General features: G+C 50.5%; 22 protein-coding genes. 8 read left to right on the top strand and 14 right to left on the bottom strand.

Going from position 1 to position 25,735, the window contains the following annotated elements; all coding sequences use genetic code 11:
• Positions 1 to 17: 17 nt before the first annotated feature.
• Positions 18 to 1,934 carry an ATP-dependent zinc metalloprotease FtsH gene (gene ftsH / locus METH11B_RS0121710; RefSeq protein WP_026603838.1) on the bottom strand — a complete coding sequence of 639 codons (1,917 nt, stop codon included), beginning with the start codon at positions 1,932 to 1,934 and terminating at the stop codon, positions 18 to 20.
• A gap of 120 nt (positions 1,935 to 2,054) precedes the next feature.
• A complete protein-coding gene (gene rlmE, locus METH11B_RS0121705) occupies positions 2,055 to 2,672 on the bottom strand; it encodes a 23S rRNA (uridine(2552)-2'-O)-methyltransferase RlmE (protein ID WP_026603837.1) in 618 nt (205 codons plus the stop codon).
• A gap of 50 nt (positions 2,673 to 2,722) precedes the next feature.
• On the opposite strand from rlmE, the gene yhbY reads away from it, so the two are divergent.
• Positions 2,723 to 2,989: a ribosome assembly RNA-binding protein YhbY gene (gene yhbY, locus METH11B_RS0121700; RefSeq protein WP_026603836.1), complete on the top strand. Its 267-nt coding sequence runs from the start codon at positions 2,723 to 2,725 to the stop codon at positions 2,987 to 2,989.
• A gap of 39 nt (positions 2,990 to 3,028) precedes the next feature.
• On the opposite strand, the gene greA is transcribed toward yhbY, so the two are convergent.
• The 4 genes from greA to METH11B_RS0121680 all read right to left on the bottom strand — a co-directional run bounded on the left by greA (position 3,029) and on the right by METH11B_RS0121680 (position 8,590).
• The gene (gene greA / locus METH11B_RS0121695; protein WP_020485125.1) at positions 3,029 to 3,505 is read right to left on the bottom strand and encodes a transcription elongation factor GreA; all 477 of its coding nucleotides are present in this window, start codon (positions 3,503 to 3,505) and stop codon (positions 3,029 to 3,031) included.
• 33 nt (positions 3,506 to 3,538) lie between these two features.
• Positions 3,539 to 6,754 carry a carbamoyl-phosphate synthase large subunit gene (carB, locus tag METH11B_RS0121690; protein WP_026603835.1) on the bottom strand — a complete coding sequence of 1,072 codons (3,216 nt, stop codon included), beginning with the start codon at positions 6,752 to 6,754 and terminating at the stop codon, positions 3,539 to 3,541.
• A 17-nt stretch (positions 6,755 to 6,771) separates the two neighbouring features.
• A complete protein-coding gene (gene carA / locus METH11B_RS0121685; RefSeq protein WP_026603834.1) occupies positions 6,772 to 7,905 on the bottom strand; it encodes a glutamine-hydrolyzing carbamoyl-phosphate synthase small subunit in 1,134 nt (377 codons plus the stop codon).
• A gap of 244 nt (positions 7,906 to 8,149) precedes the next feature.
• On the bottom strand, positions 8,150 to 8,590 hold the full coding sequence (locus METH11B_RS0121680; RefSeq protein ID WP_197026983.1) for a Spy/CpxP family protein refolding chaperone: 441 nt from the start codon (positions 8,588 to 8,590) through the stop codon (positions 8,150 to 8,152).
• A gap of 179 nt (positions 8,591 to 8,769) precedes the next feature.
• Here METH11B_RS0121680 and METH11B_RS0121675 point away from each other — a divergent pair, with 179 nt between their 5' ends.
• Genes METH11B_RS0121675 through METH11B_RS0121660 form a run of 4 tightly spaced genes read left to right on the top strand, consistent with a single transcriptional unit; the run spans position 8,770 to position 11,862 of the window.
• Positions 8,770 to 9,453, top strand: a complete 684-nt coding sequence (locus METH11B_RS0121675) for a response regulator transcription factor (protein WP_026603832.1) — start codon at positions 8,770 to 8,772, stop codon at positions 9,451 to 9,453.
• 1 nt (position 9,454) lies between these two features.
• Positions 9,455 to 10,933, top strand: a complete 1,479-nt coding sequence (locus METH11B_RS0121670; RefSeq protein ID WP_026603831.1) for an ATP-binding protein — start codon at positions 9,455 to 9,457, stop codon at positions 10,931 to 10,933.
• Positions 10,934 to 10,935: 2 nt separating this feature from the next.
• Positions 10,936 to 11,331: a hypothetical protein gene (locus tag METH11B_RS0121665; RefSeq protein WP_026603830.1), complete on the top strand. Its 396-nt coding sequence runs from the start codon at positions 10,936 to 10,938 to the stop codon at positions 11,329 to 11,331.
• Positions 11,332 to 11,346: 15 nt separating this feature from the next.
• Positions 11,347 to 11,862: a glycine zipper family protein gene (locus tag METH11B_RS0121660; protein WP_026603829.1), complete on the top strand. Its 516-nt coding sequence runs from the start codon at positions 11,347 to 11,349 to the stop codon at positions 11,860 to 11,862.
• A gap of 22 nt (positions 11,863 to 11,884) precedes the next feature.
• Here the strand turns inward: METH11B_RS0121660 and METH11B_RS0121655 are convergent, their stop codons facing one another.
• Positions 11,885 to 14,653: an autotransporter family protein gene (locus tag METH11B_RS0121655; RefSeq protein ID WP_081733861.1), complete on the bottom strand. Its 2,769-nt coding sequence runs from the start codon at positions 14,651 to 14,653 to the stop codon at positions 11,885 to 11,887.
• A 129-nt stretch (positions 14,654 to 14,782) separates the two neighbouring features.
• A complete protein-coding gene (locus METH11B_RS0121650; protein WP_026603827.1) occupies positions 14,783 to 15,349 on the bottom strand; it encodes a c-type cytochrome in 567 nt (188 codons plus the stop codon).
• 135 nt (positions 15,350 to 15,484) lie between these two features.
• Between METH11B_RS0121650 and METH11B_RS0121645 the strand changes: the two genes are divergently transcribed.
• Together METH11B_RS0121645 and METH11B_RS0121640 are read left to right on the top strand one after the other, a co-directional pair.
• Positions 15,485 to 17,146 carry a putative transporter gene (locus METH11B_RS0121645; RefSeq protein ID WP_026603826.1) on the top strand — a complete coding sequence of 554 codons (1,662 nt, stop codon included), beginning with the start codon at positions 15,485 to 15,487 and terminating at the stop codon, positions 17,144 to 17,146.
• A gap of 70 nt (positions 17,147 to 17,216) precedes the next feature.
• Entirely contained in the window at positions 17,217 to 17,852 is a 636-nt protein-coding gene (locus tag METH11B_RS0121640; protein ID WP_026603825.1) for an alpha-ketoglutarate-dependent dioxygenase AlkB family protein, read from the top strand.
• On the opposite strand, the gene METH11B_RS0121635 is transcribed toward METH11B_RS0121640, so the two are convergent.
• The 4 genes from METH11B_RS0121635 to METH11B_RS0121620 form a co-directional block, all read right to left on the bottom strand.
• Positions 17,788 to 19,545: an LTA synthase family protein gene (locus METH11B_RS0121635; RefSeq protein WP_026603824.1), complete on the bottom strand. Its 1,758-nt coding sequence runs from the start codon at positions 19,543 to 19,545 to the stop codon at positions 17,788 to 17,790. The two genes, METH11B_RS0121640 and METH11B_RS0121635, sit on opposite strands and share 65 nt — an antisense overlap.
• A 31-nt stretch (positions 19,546 to 19,576) precedes the next feature.
• Entirely contained in the window at positions 19,577 to 20,104 is a 528-nt protein-coding gene (locus tag METH11B_RS0121630) for a hypothetical protein (protein WP_026603823.1), read from the bottom strand.
• Between the two features lie 109 nt (positions 20,105 to 20,213).
• Positions 20,214 to 20,609 (bottom strand): hypothetical protein, encoded by a 396-nt coding sequence (locus tag METH11B_RS0121625; RefSeq protein WP_026603822.1) that lies wholly within the window; start codon positions 20,607 to 20,609, stop codon positions 20,214 to 20,216.
• A 30-nt stretch (positions 20,610 to 20,639) separates the two neighbouring features.
• Complete coding sequence (locus METH11B_RS0121620; protein WP_026603821.1) at positions 20,640 to 21,098, bottom strand: DUF302 domain-containing protein; 459 nt, start codon at positions 21,096 to 21,098, stop codon at positions 20,640 to 20,642.
• Positions 21,099 to 21,115: 17 nt separating this feature from the next.
• On the opposite strand from METH11B_RS0121620, the gene mobA reads away from it, so the two are divergent.
• Positions 21,116 to 21,721, top strand: a complete 606-nt coding sequence (gene mobA, locus METH11B_RS0121615) for a molybdenum cofactor guanylyltransferase MobA (protein WP_026603820.1) — start codon at positions 21,116 to 21,118, stop codon at positions 21,719 to 21,721.
• 21 nt (positions 21,722 to 21,742) lie between these two features.
• Here mobA and METH11B_RS0121610 read toward each other — a convergent pair whose 3' ends face one another.
• Positions 21,743 to 25,006 (bottom strand): chemotaxis protein CheB, encoded by a 3,264-nt coding sequence (locus METH11B_RS0121610; RefSeq protein ID WP_026603819.1) that lies wholly within the window; start codon positions 25,004 to 25,006, stop codon positions 21,743 to 21,745.
• 80 nt (positions 25,007 to 25,086) lie between these two features.
• The gene (locus METH11B_RS0121605; RefSeq protein WP_026603818.1) at positions 25,087 to 25,671 is read right to left on the bottom strand and encodes a PAS domain-containing protein; all 585 of its coding nucleotides are present in this window, start codon (positions 25,669 to 25,671) and stop codon (positions 25,087 to 25,089) included.
• Between the last annotated feature and the right edge of the window lie 64 nt (positions 25,672 to 25,735).

Genomic DNA, 25,735 nt, shown 5'->3' with positions numbered 1-25,735 from the left:
CTTTTGCCGTTAAGGCATCAGCCCTGCTCGGCCGCGCCTCCGATCGACGGGTCGGTATCTTTCTGATCCCAATGATCGCTTTTGATACCGCCGCTGGAAGACGGGGTGTCGTCCCAACCTTTTGGCTCTCTCACCGGCTTTCTTTCCATCAAATCATCGATTTGATATTTATCGATGGTTTCATACTTCATCAAGGCATCTGCCATTGCATGCAGAATATCTTCGTTTTCTTTCAGAATCTTTTCAGCTCTTTCATAATTTCTATCAATGATAGACCGGATTTCTTCGTCGATGGTGTGCGAAGTCTCTTCCGCCACAGATTTATGTTGAGTTACGGAGCGGCCCAAGAAAATCTCGCCTTCTTCTTCGCTGTACGCCAAGGGGCCAAGACGTTGCGACAAGCCCCATTTGGTGACCATGTTTCTGGCCAACTCGGTAGCGCGTTCGATGTCATTGGAAGCACCAGTGGAAACTTGTTCCCAACCGAAAATCAATTCCTCGGCAATCCGACCGCCGTACAAGCTGGAAATCATGCTATCCAGTTTACGTTTGCTGGCACTGTACTGATCGCGTTCCGGCAAGAACATTGTTACACCCAACGCACGGCCGCGCGGCATGATGCTGACTTTGTAGACAGGATCGTGCTCAGGTACCAAGCGACCAACGATAGCGTGACCGGCTTCGTGATATGCGGTCATTTTCTTTTCTTTCTCGTCCATCACCATGGAGCGTCTTTCCGCACCCATGATCAGCTTGTCCTTGGCTTTTTCCAAATCAACCATGCTGACCAAACGCTTGTTATAGCGCGCGGCGAACAAGGCAGCCTCGTTAACCAAGTTGGCTAAATCCGCACCGGAGAATCCTGGCGTACCTTGCGCGATGTATTTTATTTTGACATCGTCCGCCGCCGGTACTTTTTTCAGATGCACATTAAGAATCTGCTCACGCCCCCTAACATCGGGCAATCCGACCACCACTTGACGGTCGAAACGACCTGGGCGCAACAACGCTTTATCCAGTACGTCGGAACGGTTGGTTGCAGCGATAACAATAATACCTTCGTGACCTTCGAAGCCATCCATCTCAACCAGCAACTGGTTCAAAGTTTGTTCACGCTCGTCGTTACCACCGCCTAAACCGGCGCCGCGTGAACGACCAACGGCATCGATCTCGTCAATGAAGATGATGCAAGGTGCGTGTTTTTTAGCTTGTTCGAACATGTCACGCACCCTGGAAGCACCGACACCGACGAACATTTCCACAAAGTCCGAACCGGAAATAGTGAAAAACGGCACTTTTGCTTCGCCGGCAATCGCTCTAGCCAACAAGGTTTTACCGGTACCCGGGGGACCGACCATCAAGGCGCCGCGCGGCACTTTGCCACCCAGCTTTTGGTATTTTGCGGGGTCTTTAAGGAAGTCGACCATTTCTTCGACCTCTTCCTTCGCCTCGTCGCACCCCGCCACATCGGCGAAGGTCACTTTGTTTTGATCCTGATCCAACATCCGCGCTTTGCTTTTACCAAAGCCCATAGCGCCGCCACGACCGCCCACGCCGCCACCCTGCATCTGGCGCATGAAGAATACCCAAACCGCTATCAGCAACAAAATCGGGCCGAATGACACGAATATTTGCATCAGCATCGAAGGTTCTTCGGGAGGCTGAACAGATATTTCCACACCGTTAGCCAACAGATCGTCGATCAAATGCGGATCGTTAGGCATATAAGTCTTAAACTTATCGCCGGAGACCATTTTGCCTTTGACAGTATTATCGGAGATCGCAACCTGCTGAACTTGTCCAGCTTTGACAGCGTCGATCAATTGCGAGTACGAAAAAGTCGCGTCGCTACGAATCGCCCGCGACCCGAAACTGTTGAATACAGCCATCAACACTACGGCGATGACCACCCACAAAATTAAATTTTTAATCATATCGCTCAAGTTACGCGCTCCGGCCTGGATTGGCCTCAAAATTTAAAAACCGAGTAATTGTATCAGGACTACTCGCATCCCACCGCCATCATAGCCCTATGAACGGCGACTATCGCATATTTATTTAAAACCTTTCGCCAAAATATACACTTCGTTACTTCTGGCCCGCGAAGCTTTCGGCTTTCTAATCACTACACTACTGAACTGCTGACGCACTTGATTATAGTATTCATCAAATCCGGCGCCCTGAAACATCTTGATCAAAAACGTACCGCCCTTAGCCAATATGTGTTGCGCGGCATCCAGGGCCAATTCGCCCAAGTAAATCGCCCGCGGCTGATCCATTTCCCGGCTACCACTCATATTGGGGGCCATGTCCGACAATAACAAGTGAACCGGTTCGCCATCAAGCACTTTATAGAGTTGCTCAAGCACTTCGTATTCTCGGAAGTCGCCTTGAATAAAATCCACACCGTCAATAGGATCGATAGCCAACAAATCCAGCGCAATCACCTTATTTTTTTTACCGACGATTTTGCTGACATATTCCGACCACCCGCCCGGTGCGGCGCCTAGGTCAACTATATTAATACCAGGTTTTATGATTTTGTCTTTTTCTTGGATTTCTATCAGTTTGAACACGGCACGAGAGCGATAACCCATTGCCTGTGCTTTCTTGACATACTCGTCTTGGAAATGTTCCTGCATCCATTGCTGGCTACTTTTGCTGCGTGCCATATTTTCTATTCGTGTAAAATTGCCGGGTTTTTAAAGTTCAAGGAAATAGAGTGAACCCTATTCAAAAGAAAAAGCTGAAAGCTCAAGCTCACCCGCTAAATCCCGTGGTGATTATCGGCCAGGCCGGCTTGACCGACGCGGTTATTAAAGAAATTAATGTGGCGCTTGACGCTCACGAGTTGATTAAAGTCAAAATTCGCGCGGAAAGAGACGAGCGTGCCGCTATTAGAGAACAAATCTGCGCCCAAACCAAGGCCGAACTGGTGCAATCGATTGGTCAAGTAGCCGTTATTTATCGTTTGAACCCAAAAAAATAAAGCCAATGGGGAGGCGCTCCTCCCCATCAACCAATCAGCTTAAATATACTGAACCGAGAGAATCTCGTATTCGATATTGCCACCCGGCGCTTTTACCGTCACCACATCTTCCACTTCCTTGCCGATTAATGCTCTGGCAATCGGCGACCCCACCGAAATGCGGCCTTCCTTGATATTGGCTTCGTCTTCGCCGACGATCTGATACGTTACCGTCTTGCCGGAATCGAGATCCTCGATTTCCACTGTCGCCCCGAATACGACTTTGCCGTTGGCTTCGGTTTTAGTGACATCAATGATATTGGCATTGGATAACTTGCCTTCGATTTCAGCTATCCGCCCCTCGGCAAAGCTTTGCTGCTCGCGCGCCGCGTGGTACTCCGCATTTTCTTTTAAATCGCCGTGGGCACGCGCTTCAGAGATAGCCTGAATGATACGCGGTCTAACCACAGTTTTAAGTTCTTCCAATTCGGCGCGCAATTTATTGGCACCCACCACTGTTAGTGGAAACTTTTGCATTTACTGCTCCCCTCTTGAATTCAAATTCATCCGTTAAAATGTTTTGTGCAAGTCTTGCAGGCAATTCACATCGCCCGCATCGAGTTCACCCAAGGCATAACACGCTGCACGCGCGCCCGCCATCGTCGTGTAATAGGTAACTTTGCGCTGCAAGGCTTCGCGACGCATCGTAAACGAATCAGCCACGGCTTTAACGCCTTCGGTGGTATTGACGATTAACTGCACCTCGCCGTTTTTAATCATATCCACGGTGTTGGGCCGACCTTCGTTGACCTTGAAGATTTCCTTGCACGGAATGCCGGCTTCTTTCAACACCCTGGCAGTGCCGCGCGTAGCGACGATTTCATAGTTTTTCGCAATCAGCATTTTGGCTAATTCCGGCAACTTAGGTTTGTCGGCGTCGCGGATACTAATCAAAACTTTGCCGCTGTGGCTCAAATCTACACCCGACGCGCGCTGAGATTTAGCAAACGCTTCCCCGAAGGTCTTACCGACGCCCATGACCTCACCGGTCGATTTCATTTCCGGCCCCAACAACGGATCGACGCCGGGGAACTTAATGAATGGGAACACCGCTTCTTTCACCGAGAAATACTCGGGAATACGCTCTTCGGTGATGCCCTGTTCTTTCAAGGATTTACCGACCATAACCCGCGCGGCGATTTTCGCCAGCGGATAACCGGTAGCCTTGGACACGAACGGTGCGGTACGCGAGGCGCGCGGATTGACTTCCAGCACGTAAATAGTTTCGCCTTGAATCGCAAACTGGGTGTTCATCAAACCGCGCACTCCCAGCGCTTCGGCCATTTTCGCCACTTGCGCACGCAATTGATCCTGCATATGCACGGGCAAATCATAAGGCGGCAAGGAACACGCCGAGTCGCCGGAATGCACGCCGGCTTGCTCGATATGCTCCATCAAGCCACCGATCAACACAGTTTCGCCGTCGTAAATCGCATCGACGTCCATTTCCACCGCATCGTCCAGAAAGCGATCCAGCAGCACCGGCGAATCGTTGGAAACGCTAACCGCTTCTTTCATATAGCGACGCAAGCCTTCCTCGTTGAACACGATCTCCATCGCCCGTCCACCCAACACATATGATGGACGTACGACCAACGGATAACCCAGCTCGCGAGCGGAATTAACGGCTTGCTCTACCGAACGCGCGGTGGCATTGGGCGGTTGCAACAGATTCAGACGCTCCAGCAATTTTTGGAAGCGTTCGCGGTCTTCGGCCAAGTCTATGGAATCGGGCGAAGTGCCGATAATCGGCGCACCAGCGGCCTCCAAGGCCCGGGCCAGTTTCAACGGTGTTTGTCCGCCGTATTGGACGATCACACCCTTCGGCTTTTCCAGTTCGATGATTTCCAGCACGTCTTCCAGCGTTAATGGCTCGAAATACAAACGGTCCGAAGTATCGAAGTCAGTAGAAACGGTTTCCGGATTACAGTTGACCATGATGGTTTCGTAACCGTCTTCACGTAACGCCAATGCGGCATGCACGCAGCAATAATCAAATTCAATACCCTGCCCAATCCGATTTGGACCGCCGCCGAGAATGACGATTTTTTCTTTATTGGACGGATTGGCTTCGCACTCCTGCTCATAAGTCGAATACAAATAAGCGGTATCAGAAGCGAATTCTGCCGCACAGGAGTCGATACGCTTGTATACCGGACGGATGCCTTTTTTATGTCTGGTATAGCGGACTTCCGATTCTTTGGTTTCCAACAATTTTGCCAAGCGTCTATCGGAAAACCCCTTACGCTTCAGTCGCAACAACTCACCCGGCTCCAATGTGGCCAGGGTTTTGGTAGACAAGGTTTTTTCTGTGACAACCAAATCCTCGACCTGCGCCAGGAACCATGGATCAATCTTACAAGCCTGATGAATATCTTCGAAACTCAAACCGCTGCGAAAGGCGTCAGCCAGATACCACAAGCGCTCAGGACCGGGATAACGCAACTCCCTGAGTATAATGTCTTCGCTGTTGGCATCGCTTAGATCGGCAATTTCATCCAAACCATCCACACCCACTTCCAAACCGCGCAAGGCTTTTTGCAAAGATTCCTGAAAAGTACGACCAATCGCCATCACTTCGCCGACCGACTTCATCTGCGTCGTCAGACGGTCATTGGCTTGCGGGAATTTTTCGAAGGCAAACCGCGGCACCTTGGTGACCACATAGTCAATAGACGGCTCGAACGACGCCGGTGTCGCACCGCCGGTGATTTCATTGCGCAGTTCATCCAACGTGTAGCCCACAGCCAATTTGGCCGCGACCTTGGCAATCGGAAACCCGGTGGCTTTGGAAGCCAATGCCGACGAGCGCGACACCCTGGGGTTCATCTCAATGACGATCAGCCGACCGGTATCGGGATTGATGGCAAACTGCACATTGGAACCGCCGGTATCGACGCCGATTTCCCGCAATACTGCCAACGAAGCGTTACGCAGAATTTGATATTCCTTATCGGTCAAAGTTTGCGCCGGCGCGACGGTGATCGAATCACCGGTATGCACGCCCATCGGATCGAAATTTTCGATCGAGCAGATGATGATGCAGTTGTCTTTTGAATCCCGCACCACTTCCATTTCGAACTCTTTCCAACCCAAAATGGATTCTTCGATCAACAATTCGCTGGTCGGGGACAGATACAGGCCACGCTCGCAAATTTCGATGAACTCTTCGCGGTTATAGGCGATACCGCCGCCGCTGCCGCCCATCGTAAAGGAAGGACGAACTACCGTGGGGTAACCGACTTCTTCTTGTGCAGCAAACGCTTCTTCCATGTTATGCGCGATTTTAGCTCTGGACACTTCCAGACCGATGCGTGCCATTGCTTCATTGAACAGCGCGCGATCCTCAGCCATATTGATGGCCTCCTTGGTCGCGCCTATCATTTCCACGCCATATTTTTCCAGTACGCCGTGCTTGTCCAGCGCCAGCGCGCAGTTCAACGCAGTCTGGCCGCCCATGGTCGGCAGCACCGCATCGGGGCGTTCTTTTTCGATGATTTTTTCGACGGTCTGCCAGTCGATAGGCTCAATGTAAATCGCATCGGCCATATCCGGGTCGGTCATGATCGTCGCCGGATTGGAGTTGACCAGAATCACCCGGTAACCCTCTTCTCGCAAGGCTTTGCAAGCTTGGGTGCCGGAATAGTCGAACTCGCAGGCCTGACCGATGACAATCGGTCCGGCGCCCAGTAATAAAATCGATTTTATGTCGGTTCTTTTTGGCATATCACTCTGTATAAAACTTAAGCGGAACGAGGCTGATTCATCAAATCGATGAAATCGTCGAACAAGGACTCGACATCGTGCGGACCAGGGCTGGCTTCCGGATGCCCTTGAAAGCTGAAGGCCGGCACGTCGGTGCGAGCGATGCCTTGCAAACTACCGTCGAACAGCGACACATAGGTTGCCTTTAGATTGGCCGGCAAAGAATCCGGGCTGGCGGCAAAGCCGTGGTTTTGGCTGCTGATCATCACCCGACCGGTTGCCAGTTCTTGCACCGGGTGGTTGGCGCCGTGATGGCCGAACTTCATTTTTTCGGTTTTTGCGCCGCTGGCTAAGGCCAATAACTGATGCCCCAAGCAAATGCCAAACACCGGTACTTTTTTATCCAAGATGGTTTTAATCGCTTCGATTGCATACGTGCATGGCTCCGGGTCCCCTGGGCCATTGGAGAGAAATACACCGTCGGGATTCATTGCCAAAACCGTTTCGGCTGGCGTAGTAGCCGGCACAACCGTCACCCTACAGCCGCGATTGACCAGCAAACGCAGGATATTGCGCTTAATGCCAAAATCGTAAGCCACGACATGTTTAGTCAGATTGGGCGCTTGAGTATGGCCTTCGCCGAGTTTCCAGACGTTTTCGGTCCATTCGTAGCTCGTGGCCGTCGTCACTTCCTTAGCCAGATCCATACCTTGCAGACCAGGAAAACCTTCGATCGCCTGTTTCGCGGCATCTAAATCAACGCTCTCGCCGGCCATGATGCAACCGCGCTGCGCGCCTTTATCCCGCAGCAAACGGGTTAACTTACGGGTATCGATGTCGGCAATCGCCACCACTTTGTGCTCGCGCAGATATTCCGGCAGGGTTTTAGCGTTACGCCAGCTGCTGGCCAGCAAAGGCAAGTCGCGTATCACCAGACCACTGGCAAACACTTTTGCCGATTCGTCGTCTTCAGCGTTGGTACCGACATTGCCTATATGCGGATAGGTCAATGTGACGATTTGCCGTGCGTATGACGGGTCGCTGAGTATTTCCTGATAGCCGGTCAGTGCCGTGTTAAAAACCACTTCTCCCACGGAACAGCCGTCGGCACCGATCGAAATGCCGTGAAACACTGTCCCGTCTTCTAGTACCAGTAATGCAGGTTTGTTCAAGATTGGCCACCTTAGATGTAGAAAACGGGATAAGTCTTGCGACTCATCCCGTTCCTGATAGATAAAAACTTGAGTGATTTTACGAAATTATGGCTGTTTGGTCATTAACAATTTTCTAACTTGGTGCGTCGCTAAGATTCTGATCGTTCACAAAGACACTGTATTTATTGCCAATTCCACCTTAGCCGGACTGCCCTGGTGCCAGCAGCCACTGCAACGGGCTATGCAGGGACAACAGGTTCATTCAGTGTTCGAATTTGCCGATTTCAGCTTTCAGTTTTTCTTGCTGTTCAGCCGTTAACAACATAAAAATCTCATGATCAAGCTTGGATTTTTCCAAAGCCATCTGCTGATGCATAGCGGTAGATTTCTCAAGCAAGGCTTTGGTCTTTCCCTCATCGTAATCGGCGGAAAAGCTCAAAGCGTGCAATTCGCCTCTCAATGCATGCTCTTCTTTAAAACGGGCCTGCCCGTCGCCGAATCGGGTCTTCATTAAATTTTTGATATCGGCTTCCTGCTTTTCGCTGAGATCAAGTTTCTTCAAATACCGCGGCAAATGTTGCTCGCCGTCCGCTTCGCCGAACATATGCATCGGCGGTTTGCCGCCGCCGTGGTGTTCGCCATGCGGTGGCTGAGCCATCGCGGTTAAGGGTAACAAGCCGAGTAACAATACTAATTTTTTCATAAAAAATGCCTCAAAAATGATGATAAACATAAGGACAAAACCTGTTCGATTTCGTCGTAGTCAGTATTTCAAATCAGAGGTTAAGTGCTGTTAGTGCCGTGTAAAATCAGGTAAACCCCGCTGGTTGTCGGCGGAAGCCGGGGCTATGATGATGAGCACACAGCCAACGAGCGACAATCATGCACAAAGTGTTAATTATCGATGACGACGTAGAACTGGCCGGATTGTTCCAGGAGTATCTGGCGCAGGAAGGTTTTGCGGTGGACGTCAGCAATACCGGCGCATCCGGACTGCAACATGCCCTATCCGGCGAATATCAACTGGTCATTTTGGACATCATGTTGCCGGATATCAAAGGCACCGAGATATTGACGCGCATCCGCCTGGAAAGCAGGGTTCCGGTACTGATGTTCACAGCCAAGGGCGATGACGTCGACCGCATCATTGGCCTGGAATCCGGTGCCGACGACTATGTCCCCAAGCCTTGCACGCCCAGAGAGCTGGTCGCAAGAATCCGCGCAATTTTGCGCCGAACCCAGCCCGCCGCCAATCTCTCGCCCGGACCGATTGTGGCCGGCCCGCTGAAACTGTGGCCGGAAAAACGCAAAGCTGCCTGGTTCGAACAAGACCTGGACCTAACCAGCACCGAGTTCAATTTGCTGGAAACTTTGGCCAGTCAGGTGGGCCGGGTCGTCAGCAAAAACGAGCTCTCCGAAAAAGCTCTGGGACGGCCACTGGCACGTTTCGATAGAAGCATCGATGTGCATATGAGCAGCATCCGCCAGAAACTCGGCAACCAGCCGGACGGCCGCTCTTACATTCAGACCGTGCGCGGCCAAGGCTACCAGATGATCAAGGAATAAGATGGGCAGATTGTTCTGGAAGTTTTTCTTTGCGTTCTGGCTGGCGTTGTTAACGGCGGGCATTGGTGTGGGTACCGCCGTTTGGCTCAGACACTCCGCGCAGCAAAACCTGTCGTCCAAGGCGGCCGATGTCGTCGATGTCAGACGCGCCTCGCTGGTCAAACTGGCCGCCAGCACGTTGCCGCATGGCGGCGTCAAGGGCTTGCACGACTTTATTCAGACCTTACAAAACACCCGTTTCCCACCGATATACGCAGTAGACGATACGGACCGGGAGTTGTTGGGCAGGCCGTTAGCGACAGAGGTATTGCAACAGGCCCGAGCCTTACATCGAAAAAATGCCTACCCGGATGCCATACAAATGATTTCGGCCGACAACGGTCACCGCTATTTGCTGTTCGTGCCCTTGCCAGAGCACGGCTTTGGCGACCTGTTCAGGCCGTCATTTCCGGGTCATCCCGGACTATCTCCCTTTGGCTTCGACGGCCCTATGCCTGGAGATCGGCCGCCCCCGCCGAGCGGTAACCCGGAGGAGCATAGCCCTCGCCCGCACCGCGAACCGCCCGCGCCGATTTTACCGATAATCTCCGGCTGTTTGGCCAGTCTGCTGTTCAGCGGACTGTTGGCCTGGTATTTCGCCAAACCCATTCGCAACCTGCGCGATGCGTTTAGCGCTGTGGCTCAAGGCCGGCTGAATACGCGAATCGGTAATGCAATGGGTAGACGGAGCGACGAATTGGCGGACCTGGGTCGCGACTTTGACCATATGGTGCAAAAAATCTGCTCGCTAATCAGTGCCCAGCAACATCTGCTGCACGATGTGTCTCACGAACTGCGCTCACCGTTGGCGCGGATTCAGGCGGCTATCGGTCTGGCCCAACAACAACCGGAAAAATTGCCGGCCACGCTGGAACGTATCGAACGTGAATCGCAACGTATCAGTGATTTGGTGGGCGAACTATTGATGCTATCGAAGCTGGAAGCGGGCGTCGCGCCGGAAAAAATCGACCGAATCAATCTCGCCGATCTGTTGGCCGATATTGTCGCCGACGTGCGTTTCGAGACGGGACCAAAGAGTATCGCTTTGAGCTATCACGGCAACATCGATGCGGTGGTCGAATGCCAAAGCGAACTATTGCATCGCGCTATCGAAAACGTGCTGCGTAATGCGGTGCAGCACTGTAAAGCCGAAGGCACGGTATTAATTGCCGCCGATTTCAGTAGCGATAATCATTGCTTAAGAATTCGGGTGGACGATGACGGCCCTGGGGTACCCGCTCAGGATTTGACGGCTATTTTTCAGCCGTTTTTCCGTAGCGGCCAAGCACAAAAGCCGCACAGCACCGGCCTGGGACTCACCATCGCGCATCGCGCCGTCGAAGCGCATGGCGGCAGCATCAGCGCCAGCAACCGGCCGCAAGGCGGTTTAAGCGTGCTGATTGAGATCCCGTTTCCAACCCGGCAAGCAAACCAGAGGTAAGTATGTTTAAATTCAAAAAGTGGATGACAGCCCCGCTGATCGCTTTACTGTCGGCATGGGCACTAAGCGCGAACGCCGACCCGTTTCACCATCACGGCGGTCGGCATTTCGGCGGCCATTTCCGTCCGGGTTTTGGCTTTTACTTTGGTGCGCCACTCTATCCCAGACCGTTTTACCCGGCTTATCCTTACTACCCGGCGTATCCGTATTACCCGCGGGAAATTATCACCGTACCAGTGCAACCCCCGGTCTATATTGAACGCGAGCGCAGTCAACCCCAGAACGGTCCCTTAGCCGAAGGCTACTGGTATTACTGTAACGATCCGGCCGGCTACTATCCTTACATAAAAGAGTGTGCGAATGGCTGGCAACAAGTCGAGCCCACGCCGCAAAATTAAAGGGAGACCGCAAACATGAACACTAAAAAGCAAATGGCGGGAATCTGCGCGGCACTGGCCTTCAGCGGCTGCGCCCATATGCCCTCCGGCCCCAGCGTAATGGCGCTGCCCGGCACTGGCCTATCGTTCGAACAATTCCGCCAGGACGATTATCAATGTCAGCAATACGCGGCCGGGCAAGTCGGCGCCACACCGAACCAGGCCAGCGCCGATAGCCAAATTGGCAGTGCAGCGGTCGGCACGGCAGTAGGCGCAGCAGCCGGCGCCGCAATTGGTGGGGGAGGCGGAGCGGCAATCGGCGCGGGCTCCGGTTTAGTAGCCGGGACTATCGTCGGCAGCGGCGAATCAAGACGCTCCGGCTATGCCACTCAACAAGGTTACGACAATGCTTATGTGCAATGCATGTATGCCAAGGGGCACAGAGTACCGGTATCCGGGCAGTTTTCTTACCAATCGCCAGCCCCCAGAACGGCGCAACCGAGCATTCCACCACCACCTCCCGGATCACCACCGCCGCCACCGTATCAGTAACGGTCAAGAAGAGCTTGCGGAGCTAGAAAGTCATCCGCAGGCCGGCTTCCAGGATATGGTCAGAAATATTGGCTTGCCCTAAGCGGGTTTCGTAACGCACGAATCCGGATCCGCCATTGGGTAATGTTGCACTAACCGAACCGCCGAGGTTGAGATAATCGCGGTCGGGTTCACCGGTCTGAATCGTAAAATTGCCCTGCCCTGGCTCGGCCTGCGCCAAACGCATGTGGATCAAACGATTGTCGTTAAGGTATTGATGCTCCCATTCCACGCGAGCTGCCGGCGTGAACACCCCCCATGGCGTGCTGAGCGCATAACTGATTTGGGTACCGAGATTACTGACGAAGGAATGATTGATCTGCTCGCCGGTGATGATGTCGAAGCCGTTGCCGCTTTGCTCCTGATATCGGGCGATGTTCATGCCCAAATACTCCAAACGCAGATAAGGGCCGATGGCCCATTCGTCCCAATTAAAGTCTTTGCCGCCGCTCAAGGCAAAACCGTATTGATTGCCGGTGGTTGTAGACGTGGATTGGCCGGCGAAGCCGGAATAAGCATATTGGCGATTGAAGGCATAGTCATTAGCGCCATAATTTCCCACCCAATCCAGATAAATATCCTCGGGCAAATAATAGCTACCGTAAATCGCACCCAGATAGGTATCGCTACTCATATTACCGGCTGAATCGGCGTACTGCGTAGAAGAGTGCGTGTAGTTAAACGCCGCGCCAACCACCAATTTATCGCTAAGCCGATAATCCGCTCCGCCCGTCACGGTGCGCGCTTGCGAATCGAAGCCGCGATCCCAGGCGTCACCTTGCAGATTGGCAAAATTAAACCGGGTTTGCAAAAACAGACCCAACGGCGAATCGCGGAACAACTCGTCATCGCCGGCTGCGCCGCCTAGCCCCTGAGCGCCCAAGGTATTGGCGGATAATTGGATACCGTTAAAGTTAACCGACAATGGCGCACTGCCGCCGCCAGCGCGTAAACTCGCCAACCGGGTGAGCGGACCATCCATGCGCGTCGCTCCCAATTTCACCGGCCCGGCCATCTGGCTCGGCACTTGATCGGGAGTCAAAGCGGCAACCGCACTGGTTTGCTCCTCCGGACTGAGCGCCTGTAGTTGCAAGCACCGGGTAGCCAAAATGCCGCTTGGAGTAGTGCAAGCCTCGTTTAGGGCTGGCGCAAAGGTCTGTTGATTAAAGGTTAATTCCGACGCGGTAGTAGTCTCTTCGGCAAAAGGCTGCAAGCTCCAGGGCGCCAATTGCCCCCTACCGCCACCAAAACTGCGTATCGCCCCCAAAAGATACTGATTTTCGGGCAAAGTCGGATCTACGTAGATATTGTAATCGCTGCTGATGTTGCTTAATTGGTTTACACCATCCGCCAATACCAGCCGGCTGGCATACAGCGCAGCACCGGGCGTGCTATTGCCATCGATTAACTGCAAGCCGTTGCCGCTCGCCACTGTCACCGACCCCCAGGCAAAATTATTGATCGCACCGCTGGTGGTTTGTCCTTGGTCGCTGCCCGTCAAGCTCATTGCGTGTTGCGTGGCGTTGGGTCCGCTGAAAACCAGATCGGCATTCGCGGTATTCCATAGCGTATTTTGCGTACTGGCATTATTGAAATCACCGGTCACAATGAAAACATCGCCGGCACCGCCCACCAAATAGCCGCTGGAACCTATCGAAAGATTGTTGAATTGATTGGTCGACGGATCGCTCTCATAGCGGCCGTTATTCGTAAAGTTGCCGGTAAAAGCCACCGAGGTGTTAACCGTTCGAAAAACACCGTCGTTACTGACATTGCCATCAAATCGATGCGGATTGGTACCGGAAATATCGACGCGTCCTTGAGCACTATTATAGAAATCGCCGGCCCCGGTAATGAGTCCGGTTTGCGTCAGATTAAATTGGCCGTTATTGCTGATGGTCCCAGCATTGTTAAGCACGCCGTGATTGTTGAAAGTACCCTGATTACTCAGTTGTCCGGCATTGCCGAAACTACCCTGATTAACCAGTTCGCCGACGTTTGTCAGCGTATTGCCGGTAACATTGTCAATGCTGCCGCTATTGACCATCTGTCCAGCATTCTCAAGTACGCCTTGATTGTTGATGGCGCCAAAGTTGGAGAAAACCCCTGAACTATGACTGAGCGTGGCACTGTTATTGATCAATGTGCCGTGGTTGCTGAAATTGCCGCCGGTGCTGTAATAGTAACCAGGCAGCGTGCTGAAGCTGTCGCTGGACGTAATGGGACTCAGCGCTAAGGGTGTAACAGTAACCTGGAACGGCGCGAAACCGGAAATGCCATTCTGATCTTTTCCGAACCCACCGGCAGTATTCGGTTGGTAAACATAATCCAGCGTTGCGCCAAGACCAATAAAGTAAGTGCCAGGAGTTTTAGGGGCAGTGAGTTGGTTCGAGAAGGATCCGCTTTGGCTACCAAAACCGGGATAGATTACTCCCGAGAAAAAGCCGGCGGAACCGGCTTGAGCCGGTGCAATCCAAGCGTTGTAAAGCTGGATGACGCAGCCTGGACAATAACTGGTATCGCCTTCCTGGATGTTGTAACTACCAGCCAAATTGACGCTGGACCCCGAACCTACCGTTGCCGAATTACCGGCAAAACTGCCCCTGCCCACGCCGGCAAAGGACGGTTGAGTAATGGTGATGTTGCGCCCAATCACCGACCACGTCACGTCGGACGACAACGAATCGGCTAGCGAAGACTCCGAGGCGCAAGCCAGCAAAAACCCAATCCGCATTGGACCATTTAATTTCATCGCACTATTAATTTGCTACGCGCTTGGATTGTGGGATTCGGACAAATCTGCGCACTAGATTAGCCGAAACATTCAACAAAGCAACCGCATCGCTCCGGTACTCTAAACGATGCGGAACATGACAATAATCTACAAAGACCCCAAATAAGCCGCCACAGCCTTGATATCATCATCACTGAGTGACTGCGCCAGGGCATTCATTTGCGGCGCCTTGCGCGCGCCTTTTTTAAAATCGGTCAGCTGTTTGGCCAAATATTGCGGGTGCTGTCCGGCCAATTTCGGCACCATACCCATACCTTGCGCATTATTGCCGTGGCAACCCAGACACATTGCAGCTTTGTCTTTGCCCAATTTGACCAAGTTGGCGTCGCTGCTACCGGCCGATTTGCCGTGCAAGCTGGCGTAATATGCAGAAATATTTTGAATGTCGGTATCGCTCAAACCTGACGCCAACGGCTTCATTACCGGGTTTTCGCGCTGGCCGTTGCGGAATTTATTCAGCTGGCTCTCGATATACACCGCGCTCTGCCCCGCCAGACTGGGCCATAACGGACTGCTGCTGACGCCGGCCGCACCGTGGCAACCTTGGCACGCAGCGGCTTTCGCCTTGCCCGCTTCAATATCCGCCGCGTTGACGCCGGCGGCAAACAGCCCCAGCATGACGATATACTTGATTTTATGATATTTATTATTCATCGAGATCACCCTTGGTTGGCTTGTTGTACAATCCTGGCGACATAATGCGCTATCAGGCTTCTGCATCATAGTCAGGCAACATTGACTAAGCAAACCTAAAATTTCCTCAACCCACTCGAACCAAAGGAATAGGCCATGTCGTGGTTGCTATCACTTTTTAATCAAGATTCCGTACCGCACACACTACTAATTATCAGTTTGGTAGTGGCTAGCGGCCTGGTTTTGGGCAGAGTATCGCTGGCCGGCATCCAACTGGGTATTGCCGGCGTATTGTTTTCCGGACTACTGTTCGGACATTTCCAGTTCACTATCAATCCGGAAGTCATGCATTTTTTGCGCGAATTCGGCTTGGTGCTGTTCGTCTATGCAATCGGATTGCAGGTCGGCCCCAGTTTCGTCAGTTCGTTTTTTCGTTACGGCTTGCGCCTGAACGGCATGGCCGCCGCGATCGTGATACTGGGCGCCTTGATTACGGTATTGATCAGCATTTTAGGTGATATTCCCATGCCCGTAGCGGTGGGCCTGTTTTCCGGCGCCACAACCAACACCCCGTCGCTGGCCGCCGCCCAGCAAGTATTGAGCGGGATTGCCGGCATCGATAGCGAAACCTTGAAAATGCCGGGTCTGGGGTATGCGGTGGCCTACCCATTCGGTATCGCCGGCATCATTCTGGCCATGCTGTTAAACAAACGCCTATTTAAGGTAGATATTGCAGAGGAAGCCAAAAGTTTTGCCGACAGACAGCAGCAAGATGCGCACATCCCAATCTGGAAAGATTTACGGGTGGAAAACCCCAATCTAAACGGTTTGACGCTAAGCCAAATTCCGTTTTTCGAAGGCATGAACGTGGTGATGACCCGGATTCTGCACAATGGCGCGGTGGATGTGGCCGGTCAGGAAAGCCACTTGGCAATTGGCGACACCATCCGGCTGGTCGGCGAACGCGAACCCTTGGAACAACTGAAAATTCTGATCGGTCCGGAATCGGATATCGATCTGAAACAAATTGCCACCAATTTGCAAAGCAGACGGCTGGTAGTCACCAATAAATCAGCGATCAATCAAACCGTTGGCAATCTGTGCATGCTTTACGGCGTCACCATTTCCCGGATTCATCGTCCCGACGTCGAGTTTTCTCCCACCAGCAACGTGCATGTGCATTTTGGCGATGAATTGAATGTCGTCGGCAGCCAGGAAGCGCTGAACAGTATCGAAAAAGCCCTGGGTAACTCGCTGGAAGAACTGGCTCACCCGCAAATCATGCCTATCTTTATCGGCATTTCGCTGGGGGTGTTATTAGGCAGTGTGCCAATGTATTTGCCGGGCATTCCCTCGGCGGTCAAACTGGGCATGGCCGGCGGGCCGCTACTGGTAGCCATTATGCTGAGCAGAGTGGGCAATTGGGGGACGATGACTTGGCACTTGCCGAAAAGCTCCAACATCATTTTAAAAGACATCGGCATCGTGCTGTTCCTGGCATGCGTCGGTTTGCACTCCGGCGATCAATTCGTCGAAACACTGGTCAAAGGCGACGGTTTTTACTGGATGGCCTGCGCGGCTTTGATCACCTTACTTCCGCTCCTTATCATCGCCGCCGTGGGCCGGATAGTCTATAAACTCAACTTCCTGACGCTTTGCGGCTTGCTGGCCGGCAGCATGACCGATCCGCCGGCTTTGGCATTTGCCAACAATCTCAGCCCGGCGGCGGCGGTGTCTATGGCGTATGCTACCGTATACCCCTTGGTCATGATTCTCCGGATCATTGCCGCGCAGTTGATTATTTTGTTGGTACATTAAAACCGACTCATTTGTCTGATGGACTGGTTCGGCGGCTAAAGTCGCCGAAGCTGTCCAAACTCCTGCTGCGATGACATCGACCTTAATCGTCAAGTACCAGAATCTGGCTCCCTGCGATGGCGAGCTGTACCTGCTGCAAGCTTTCTACCCACAAACCATCGCAGACAATTACTTCAACAGCCTGCGGCAAAACCTGGCCTGGCAAACCGAGCAAATCCATATCTTCGGCCGCTGGGTGGAGGTACCGCGCTTGATGGCCTGGTATGGCGACGCAGACGCAGAATACCGTTATTCCGGGGTCGATCACCAACCCTTGCCCTGGACCAACGAGCTACAAACCTTACGCATCGACGTCGAAGCTGTTTGCCTACAACCATTCAACAGCGTTTTGGCCAATTTATATCGCGATGGCCGCGATTCGATGGGGTGTCATGCCGACAATGAAAAAGAACTGGGACCGAATCCGCTGATTGCTTCGCTGAGTTTCGGCGAGACACGACTGCTGCGTTTCCGTCATGCCCGCAGCCGTACGACGTTGGATATAGAACTAAGTCACGGCGACTTGCTGATCATGGCCGGTGAGTTGCAACACCACTGGCGCCACGAATTGCCAAAAACTCGCCAAGCCAAGCAAGCCCGTATCAATCTGACTTTTCGGCGGATTGTGTCAATGCCCACTTCGCCCGCGCTATCCGCAACGCGTTAATCTTATCGACCAACAGCTGTCTGACAGTCTGCTCCGCCGGTAGTTTGCTGATTACCCGGGTATTATCGCCATCCAGTTTCACCAGAAATTCATCGTTTTCGCCAAACACGCTAACCATATCCCGATTGTCGCCGCGACGATGAATGATGTATTTGGGTGAGGCTTTCGCTGCGCCGAACAATACTCCATTCCAATCCGAATAACACTGCTTGCCGGCGATCAGACCCTGCAAACTATTAAAGACATCAATTTGTTGATATTGATTGTTTTCCACGCTTGCCGGCTGATAACCATCGGCAATCACTAAAGGCACTTTTGCCGAAGCTTTATACTGGCCATATAACTCAACCTCGGCTTTTTTTAAGGGCGTCATCGAATGATGGTCGCCGACAATAATCAAGATGCCATTCTTGAAAAAGCCACTATTTTGGAGTTCTCGATAAAACCGGCCTATTTGCTTGTCGGTATAAGTAATGGCCGCCGATTCGGATTTTTCCTTAGTCTCCGGATTAATATAGGGATGATGGCTGCTAACCGTTTTGATAAACAGCAAAAAATTATTTTTTTTATTTTTCTCGATCCTATCCAAAGCTCTTAAATATAAGGCCTCATCCGGCGCGGCCTCAAAATGAAACCGTTCCCATTTATCGTATTCCGGCTGGTCGTGGCCTTCGACATAATCAAAACCCACACTTTTTGCCCAAACGCCGGTGTTACCGAATTCCAAATCGGCAGTGGTTAAAAACTCGGCTTTATAACCGTGCTTTTTAAGGATATTGGGTAGGGAGTCTTTTATATTATAAAAACTATAAAATGACGTACCGCCGTCGTCGGTATAACTGGAGGGCGGATAGAGCGGCTGCAAGCCAGTCAGCAGGGCGACTTCGCCGTCTTCGGTTATAAAACCATTGGCGTAAAAATTCTTGAACGCTTGATGTTGGCTAGCAATCTCGTCCAGATTGGGCGTCCAATCGTGGATGCCGGAGAAATACCGGCTTTGATAAGCGGAAAGCGACTCTACCATCAACATAATAATATTCTTAGGTTGAGCCGGCTGAGTTTGGCAGTTTATATGCTCTTGAAAACTAAAAGTATCGACATAAGCGGCGCTATACGGCGCAGCCTCAGACAATATGGTTAAATTATAATCAATGACATTTTTATAAATCCAGGCATGGGCATATTTTTCATTATCGGCAAACGCGGCGGCCAACGGCAAACTAAGAATTAAGAAGATGGGCCACTTTTTGACATAAGGATTTACGGATTTAAACCTTACCCACGAAAAATATAAAGGTACAGCCAACATTAATACGCTAAGCGCAAGCATACCAAAATCGCTTAAACCGTAAATTTGCTGAATATATTTATACGAATAATCCGTATATTTTATGGCGTCACCCAAAGCCAAATGGGTATTGAAATTAACGATAATGGCGTAATCGATAATATAAACTGCGAACAACAGTATAGCCGCCAGGCGCAATAATGCCGCCAACCAACGCATCATAGTCGGCAGCAGCGATAAATACAGTAATATTAAAATACCGCCATAAATCACGGCATCGTTAAATAAAACCTGGGTAAACCCCAACAAACGGGTACCGGTATAGCGATAAATGAAATTATCGACATACCAGCCTTTCAGCAGCAACGGCGCCACCAAAATAAGCAACCAAACAATCTGTCTCATGCTTGGGAAACCGCTGAAAATGGCGTTGGGATTAATCGCGCGTCAACTTCAGAAAATGAAAAATATCGACTTCAATCACGCCGAATGCGGCGATCCACAGCAGCGCATCGTAAGCATCCAGCCACTCTGACTGCATCAGCCAAGCCACAACCATACCGACTAAACCCACAAATACAGCGAGAGTGATCGACCAAAACAGCTGCCGGTGTCGAGCAACCAAAGTCGGCCAGCGCACTTCCAACTCGAGCAGCACAATCAACCCAAACCAGAGCAGAGAGTTGAGCACATCCAACCATTCGTTATCGCGGACGTAGCTGCCGAATACCAAGGCAATCACCACAATCAACACGTTCCTCACCGCGTGCAAGGTCGTCTCATTAAACGGCGCGGCCTTGACGGTTTCCAGTTCGAACATCACCAATAAGATCACCCAAACCAGCGCATCAACCGCAGTGGTCAGCGTATCGACCGCTGCGTATATGCCGATGTTGAACGTCAACAAGGCCAAAATCGCCAGCTTGAATTTGGGGTAGGAGAGAAAAAACTCGGCGTTGGGCATATTAATTGAGTCCGACGGCAAACGCCAAACTGCTCGTATAGCGATGGTTTGACGGAAAAGACATGAACCATGATGACAACCCAGTCGGGGCCATCATGGTCAACAGGAATTATTTAACGAAACAGGCTTTTTCCGCTTCGGCGTCAGCATCTTTCAACTTGGTGCGCAAATCCTTGGATTGTTTAGGATCGCGAAACGCCGCACCGGCTTCGCCTGGGGTTTTTTGCATCTGGGTAAAGGTTTTGGCTGACTCGTATTCTTCAAAACTGAGTTTTTCAGCGATTTTATCGATTTTGCAACCGCAGGCATATTGGCTGATATAAGTCAGGCCGCCGTGCTTGGCGACGCATTCCAACACATATTCGACGCGGTCGCGGGTGGGATAGTCATTGACCAATGCCGCAGGTTCGGCAGCGGCGGCCTCCGGCTTTGAGTTTTCCTGAGTCGTGGCGCAGCCGCTTAGCAGCGTTACAACAGCGAGAGTAGCGAAGAATGATTTTTTCATGATGCTCGGTTTTTATCGTTGTAGGGATATTTATTGTTCGGCGGCGAAGTCGACAATCTGTCGCAATTGCGGGTTCATTTCCTTGGCGAATTTATTCAAGGCCGGGTTGCCGGTATCTTCCGGCAACAGATGCGTCCTGACGATGGTTTTACCTTCGAATTGGTAGGTCACCACATTGCAGGGCATATAGCCTATCGCGTGCGGGGTGATTTCCAGCACGACCTTTGCCAACGTCAGATTGCAAAACTGTACGGTATCGTATTCCGGAAAATTCGTGGCCCCTCTATCACGGATCACCTTCCCCACCCGACTGTGGCCGGTGATGCGAAAGTTGTGTTCGGCAATCGCCACTTCCAGTTCCGCCAATACTTCGTCGTACGGTTTGCTGGTTTCCACCTGGTAATACGTGACTTCTTCGGTATGCAGAGGCTGCGCGGCACAACTTGCAATCAACGGCAGGCTTGCGAAAATGACGAGTCTTTTTAACATCGAGAAAGCTTACCATCATGAGCGGGCAAAACAAAGTTAGCGGCGTGGTGCTGGCGGGCGGCATGGCCAGACGCATGCAGGAGCAAGATAAGGGCTTGATGTTGTGCAATAACCGGCCCTTGGTTAGCTATGCGCTTGCTGCCATGGCCCCGTTGGTGGATGAATTATTAATCAGCGCCAATCGCCATCAAGACCAGTACCGGCAATTCGCTTACCCGGTTATCAGCGATGCCGAACCAAGCTTCGACGGCCCGCTAGCCGGTATCTTGGCGGCGATGCAGGCCACACAACATGGGATATTACTGGTAGCGCCGTGCGATTCGCCGCTGGTAGCAAGCATGCATTTGCAACGCTTGCTCGACGCATTAATTAGCCAGGATGCGGACATCGCCGTGGCGTTTGACGGCGAACGCTTACACCCGGTTTTCGCAGTGCTGAAAACCAGCTTGCAAACTGATTTACAGAATTACCTGCGTAGCGGTGAGCGCAAGTTGCAGACTTGGTTTCATCGGCATTCAATGGTCGAGGTGGATTTCAGCGACACGCCGCACATCTTCGTCAACATCAATACGCCGGCGGAATTGCTGACTGTGGAGCAATCGTTAGCCGAAATCTTGCCTTAATAGCAACTTGATATTAGCCGCTCAGCGCACCGCTTTTTCACTGCTGACTATTAACAACGCTTCTCCTGAACGATTACCCAGCACGGTGGCATGCATGCGCACCGGGATGATTTTCTGATCCTTGGTGAGGCGTTTGGTCTTGATACTTTTCACGCCGCCACCGACTATCAATTCCTGAATCAACTGTTGAGTAATGGCCCGTTCATCCTCCGAGACGATCTCTGTAAACGTCATACTGGCTGCATCCAAGCTATCCCAGCCGTATAAGGTTTCGGCGCCCTTATTCCAAGCCGTAATTTTACCCGACACTTCAAATAGAATTATCGCCTCATCGGTGTCCATCACTATCGTTGCCAGTTTTTGCAAACAATTTAAACATTCCTGTTTTTCAACTTGATGTTGGTGAACGTAGTCGCGCTCAGTCAAAGCGATTAACTCTCTGGCCGAGTTCTCCGCTTGAAACATGCAAGCCGACGCCGAAACGTGCACCACCTTTCCGGATTTGGTGAGCCGTCTGGCCTGAAAAGACGGCAAGGTGTTACCCACTTTCAAGTTGTTCAGACCTTGCTTGGCAAAATGTTTTTCCTCTTCCGGAATTAAATTGTAAAAATTCATCCCCAGCGCATCATGCGCCGACCAACCATAGAGTTTCTCGGCGGCGTGATTCCAGGTCACAATGGTACCGTCCGGATCGAGCAAGGTGATCGCATCATTGGAAAACTGTACAAACTTGGCCAGCCTCAGCGTTTCTTGCTCCTCACGCTTATGCAATTCCAGTTGCGCACTTTTCAGCTGATTGATGTCCACAAATGTCAGAATGACACCGGCATTGACTTTAGCGGAAACTACATAGGGAATAACCCGCAATAAATACCAGGTACCATTTTCCAGCTGAATTTCTTGATCAAAACAGTTGTGCCTATCATTGACACTTTTAACCACTGCAATGACATCGAGATTTTTAATGGTATGGGTTAGATGGTAAAACGGTCGCCCGAGATCGGTTTCCAAAATATGGAATATCGACTGTAGTTTCGGGGTAAAACGCCTGATATCCAGATTCTCGTCTAAAAACAAGGTAGCGATATTCGTACTATTGAATAAATTATCCAAATCGTTATTCAATAAGGTCAGTTCGACTATCTTGCCCTGGTGTTCGGCGTTAACGGTGTAAAGCTCTTCGTTAACCGATTGCAACTCCTCGTTGGTGCTCTGTAACTCCTCGTTACTCGCCAACAATTCTTCGTTGGTGGCCTGGAGCTCCTCGTTGGAGGTTTCCAATTCTTCCACCGTGGCTTGCAGGTTTTCGCGGGTAAATTGTAATTCTTGCTCCAAATCGATAATGCGTTGTTTGGCATCCAAATTGACATCGTAGACCAAGGTTTCCGTCTCGCTGAAACAGGAAGGATCGACCGTCTCCGTGATCATCGCCGCCACTAAGATTTCTTGGCCCTTCTTACCCGGCAGAGGTTTAAATTGCAGTCTAAACGTCCGCAAACTGTCCTGCTCTCTGACCCGAATATTGGACAACACAATTTCGTTATTCGTTTTTAAGGCTTTTTGAATACCTGTGGAAATAGGTATGGATAAATCTTTTTTGACAATTTTACTGACATTACTCACCAGCTTGCCGCTGGGATAACTCAAATAATCCTTGGAATCGCCGAAAATATGGGATATTTCCATATTCTCGTTGATTATCATCGTAAACGGCAATACATCATTGGATATTGCCCTGATGAACCTATCCAATACTCTTTCTTCCTGACCACTAAGCGCATTCGATGAGCGCACAGAAGTCGGATACGGCGAGTAAGTCATTAAAGCACTGGGAGATGCAGTAAAACCCAAGGATTTATATTTGCCTTTAGAGCGATATAGTTTTGATTTGGCACTTGCCACATCGAAATACTCACCCATATCGCCTATCGTTTCACTGGTACCCAACACCAACAAGCCGTCCTTTACCAGAGAAAAGTTGAATAACTCCAATATTTTCTTTTGCAATACCGGCTGTAAATAAATCAACACATTTCGACAGCTTAGTATATGAATATTGGTAAACGGCGGATCTTTAATCAGGTTATGCTGGGCAAACACCACCATTTCCCGAATTTTCTGGCTGACCTGAAAATAATCTTCCCGGCGAATAAAATATTTTGACAAAAGCTTAGGTGGAATATCCGCGATAATACTTTCCGGATATTTGCCATTACTGGCTTTCTCGATGGCCGTAAGATCGACATCCGTCGCAAAAATCTTCACGCGAAAATAATGTCCGGAATACTCCCGGTATTCCGACAACAACATCGCCAAGGAATAAGCTTCCTCGCCGGTGGAACATGCGGTCACCCAAACTCGCAACTCATCTTCTTGTAATAATTTGACGACTTTTTTCAACCAATGCTCGCGAATATCATCAAATACGTGCTCGTCGCGAAAAAAACTGGTAACGCCTATCAACAATTCCTGAAATAAAACCAAAACTTCGTGAGGATTTGTTTGTAATAAGTTTAAATATTCTGATATATCTTTTAAATGATTGATAGATATGCGCCGTTCAATGCGTCTAACCACCGTATTGGGTTTATAAAAGGTAAAATCGATTTTGCACTTTTCCCTAAGAATCGAAAAAATCCGCGTGATGTCGCTATCGTCGGAAGAAACGATATGCTTTTCCTGCAAGGTGGCATAGGGATGCTTAACAAAAGCCAACAACTGATCGGGCATCTTCTCCGGCGGCAAACTAAAATCCGCCAAACCGGTAGCAAAAGCATTCTTGGGCATACCGTCGAATTTGGCGGAGTTTTCATCCTGCACCATGACCATGCCGCCAAATTCCTTGATGGCGCGAATACCACGCGTGCCATCACTGCCGGTGCCGGACAAAATAATGCCTACAGCCAGTTCTCTGGCGTCTTCGCTCAAGGAGCGCAAAAATATATCGATCGGCAGATTAATGCCTTTGCTGGGGTCTTGCTCGGCCAACAACAGCTGATTGTGAAACACCGTGACGTTTTTCCGGGGTGGAATCAAGTAGACGGTGTTGCGCTCGATTTTCATACCGTCCTCGATGCGCTTTACCGGCATAGCAGTATGTTTGGACAATAGTTCAGCCATCAAACTTTTATACTGCGGTGACAAGTGCTGAATCACTACAAACGACAAGCCGCTATTGGCAGGCATATTCTTGAAAAATGCCTCAATCGCCTCCAAGCCTCCGGCGGAAGCGCCGATCCCGACAATGTACTGCGGCGGCACTTTTACAGTGTTTTCATTATCCATAAAACCATGTTATTTAATATCAATCGTTTAAATTAATAAAGCCTCTGGACAACTTTACCCGTCACGCTGCGACAGTACACTCAAGTCTTATTTGCGTCTGTTTTCACGTCGCTAATATCTGTGATAGTCACGATTAATTTACGCGTTTTCAAATCGAACGATTCGCTCGCCGTATCGCTACCGTCATCCGCATTACCTTTGATTAAAGCAGGGAAAGCAAAATTCTTATCCCCTTGCAAACGCAACTGTAAGCTTTTATTGGTTGGCGCTTTGAAAAAGGCATCAAAACGGTGAATAAATATATTCTTGTCTTCTTCGAAAATTAGCTTGGAAAAATGCGTTTTCTGCAATTTACTGGCTTTATAGCCCAACATATCTGCAAAGGTATGATTCGCTTGTTCTATGAAGCCTTGATAATCTAGGGTTATAATACCCACCGGAACACAATGGTAGGTAAAATTTAATTTATTATTTAAGCGGGACAATTCAAATTGCGCTTTTTGCAGCTCTTCATTCTGCATTTGCAACTCAATTTGATAAACTTGTAAATCATAAAATAAACGTTGAATTTCTTCCGGCGTAATACTACTGATTTCTTGAGGCGTAAAATCTATAATTTTCTCCGCCATTTCTTTTAATTTAGCAGCATGAGAATCTAATGTCATAACGGCATTTCCTTATTAATCTATTAATTTTTTGAACAATTTAGCGGAAAAATTCTAGTTCCCA

The sequence above is a fragment of the Methylomonas sp. 11b genome, assembly GCF_000515215.1.
GTDB lineage: Bacteria > Pseudomonadota > Gammaproteobacteria > Methylococcales > Methylomonadaceae > Methylomonas.
This window is presented reverse-complemented; position numbering and strand designations above follow the sequence as displayed.

What these genes read in the sequence shown, in the direction of transcription:
- ftsH (WP_026603838.1), bottom strand. Translation starts at nt 1,934, where the DNA reads ATGATTAAAAATTTAATTTTGTGGGTGGTCATCGCCGTAGTGTTGATG.
- rlmE (WP_026603837.1), bottom strand. Translation starts at nt 2,672, where the DNA reads ATGGCACGCAGCAAAAGTAGCCAGCAATGGATGCAGGAACATTTCCAA.
- greA (WP_020485125.1), bottom strand. Translation starts at nt 3,505, where the DNA reads ATGCAAAAGTTTCCACTAACAGTGGTGGGTGCCAATAAATTGCGCGCC.
- carB (WP_026603835.1), bottom strand. Translation starts at nt 6,754, where the DNA reads ATGCCAAAAAGAACCGACATAAAATCGATTTTATTACTGGGCGCCGGA.
- METH11B_RS0121680 (WP_197026983.1), bottom strand. Translation starts at nt 8,590, where the DNA reads ATGAAAAAATTAGTATTGTTACTCGGCTTGTTACCCTTAACCGCGATG.
- METH11B_RS0121675 (WP_026603832.1), top strand. Translation starts at nt 8,770, where the DNA reads ATGCACAAAGTGTTAATTATCGATGACGACGTAGAACTGGCCGGATTG.
- METH11B_RS0121670 (WP_026603831.1), top strand. Translation starts at nt 9,455, where the DNA reads ATGGGCAGATTGTTCTGGAAGTTTTTCTTTGCGTTCTGGCTGGCGTTG.
- METH11B_RS0121665 (WP_026603830.1), top strand. Translation starts at nt 10,936, where the DNA reads ATGTTTAAATTCAAAAAGTGGATGACAGCCCCGCTGATCGCTTTACTG.
- METH11B_RS0121660 (WP_026603829.1), top strand. Translation starts at nt 11,347, where the DNA reads ATGAACACTAAAAAGCAAATGGCGGGAATCTGCGCGGCACTGGCCTTC.
- METH11B_RS0121655 (WP_081733861.1), bottom strand. Translation starts at nt 14,653, where the DNA reads ATGAAATTAAATGGTCCAATGCGGATTGGGTTTTTGCTGGCTTGCGCC.
- METH11B_RS0121650 (WP_026603827.1), bottom strand. Translation starts at nt 15,349, where the DNA reads ATGAATAATAAATATCATAAAATCAAGTATATCGTCATGCTGGGGCTG.
- METH11B_RS0121645 (WP_026603826.1), top strand. Translation starts at nt 15,485, where the DNA reads ATGTCGTGGTTGCTATCACTTTTTAATCAAGATTCCGTACCGCACACA.
- METH11B_RS0121640 (WP_026603825.1), top strand. Translation starts at nt 17,217, where the DNA reads ATGACATCGACCTTAATCGTCAAGTACCAGAATCTGGCTCCCTGCGAT.
- METH11B_RS0121635 (WP_026603824.1), bottom strand. Translation starts at nt 19,545, where the DNA reads ATGAGACAGATTGTTTGGTTGCTTATTTTGGTGGCGCCGTTGCTGCTG.
- METH11B_RS0121630 (WP_026603823.1), bottom strand. Translation starts at nt 20,104, where the DNA reads ATGCCCAACGCCGAGTTTTTTCTCTCCTACCCCAAATTCAAGCTGGCG.
- METH11B_RS0121625 (WP_026603822.1), bottom strand. Translation starts at nt 20,609, where the DNA reads ATGAAAAAATCATTCTTCGCTACTCTCGCTGTTGTAACGCTGCTAAGC.
- METH11B_RS0121620 (WP_026603821.1), bottom strand. Translation starts at nt 21,098, where the DNA reads ATGTTAAAAAGACTCGTCATTTTCGCAAGCCTGCCGTTGATTGCAAGT.
- mobA (WP_026603820.1), top strand. Translation starts at nt 21,116, where the DNA reads ATGAGCGGGCAAAACAAAGTTAGCGGCGTGGTGCTGGCGGGCGGCATG.
- METH11B_RS0121610 (WP_026603819.1), bottom strand. Translation starts at nt 25,006, where the DNA reads ATGGATAATGAAAACACTGTAAAAGTGCCGCCGCAGTACATTGTCGGG.
- METH11B_RS0121605 (WP_026603818.1), bottom strand. Translation starts at nt 25,671, where the DNA reads ATGACATTAGATTCTCATGCTGCTAAATTAAAAGAAATGGCGGAGAAA.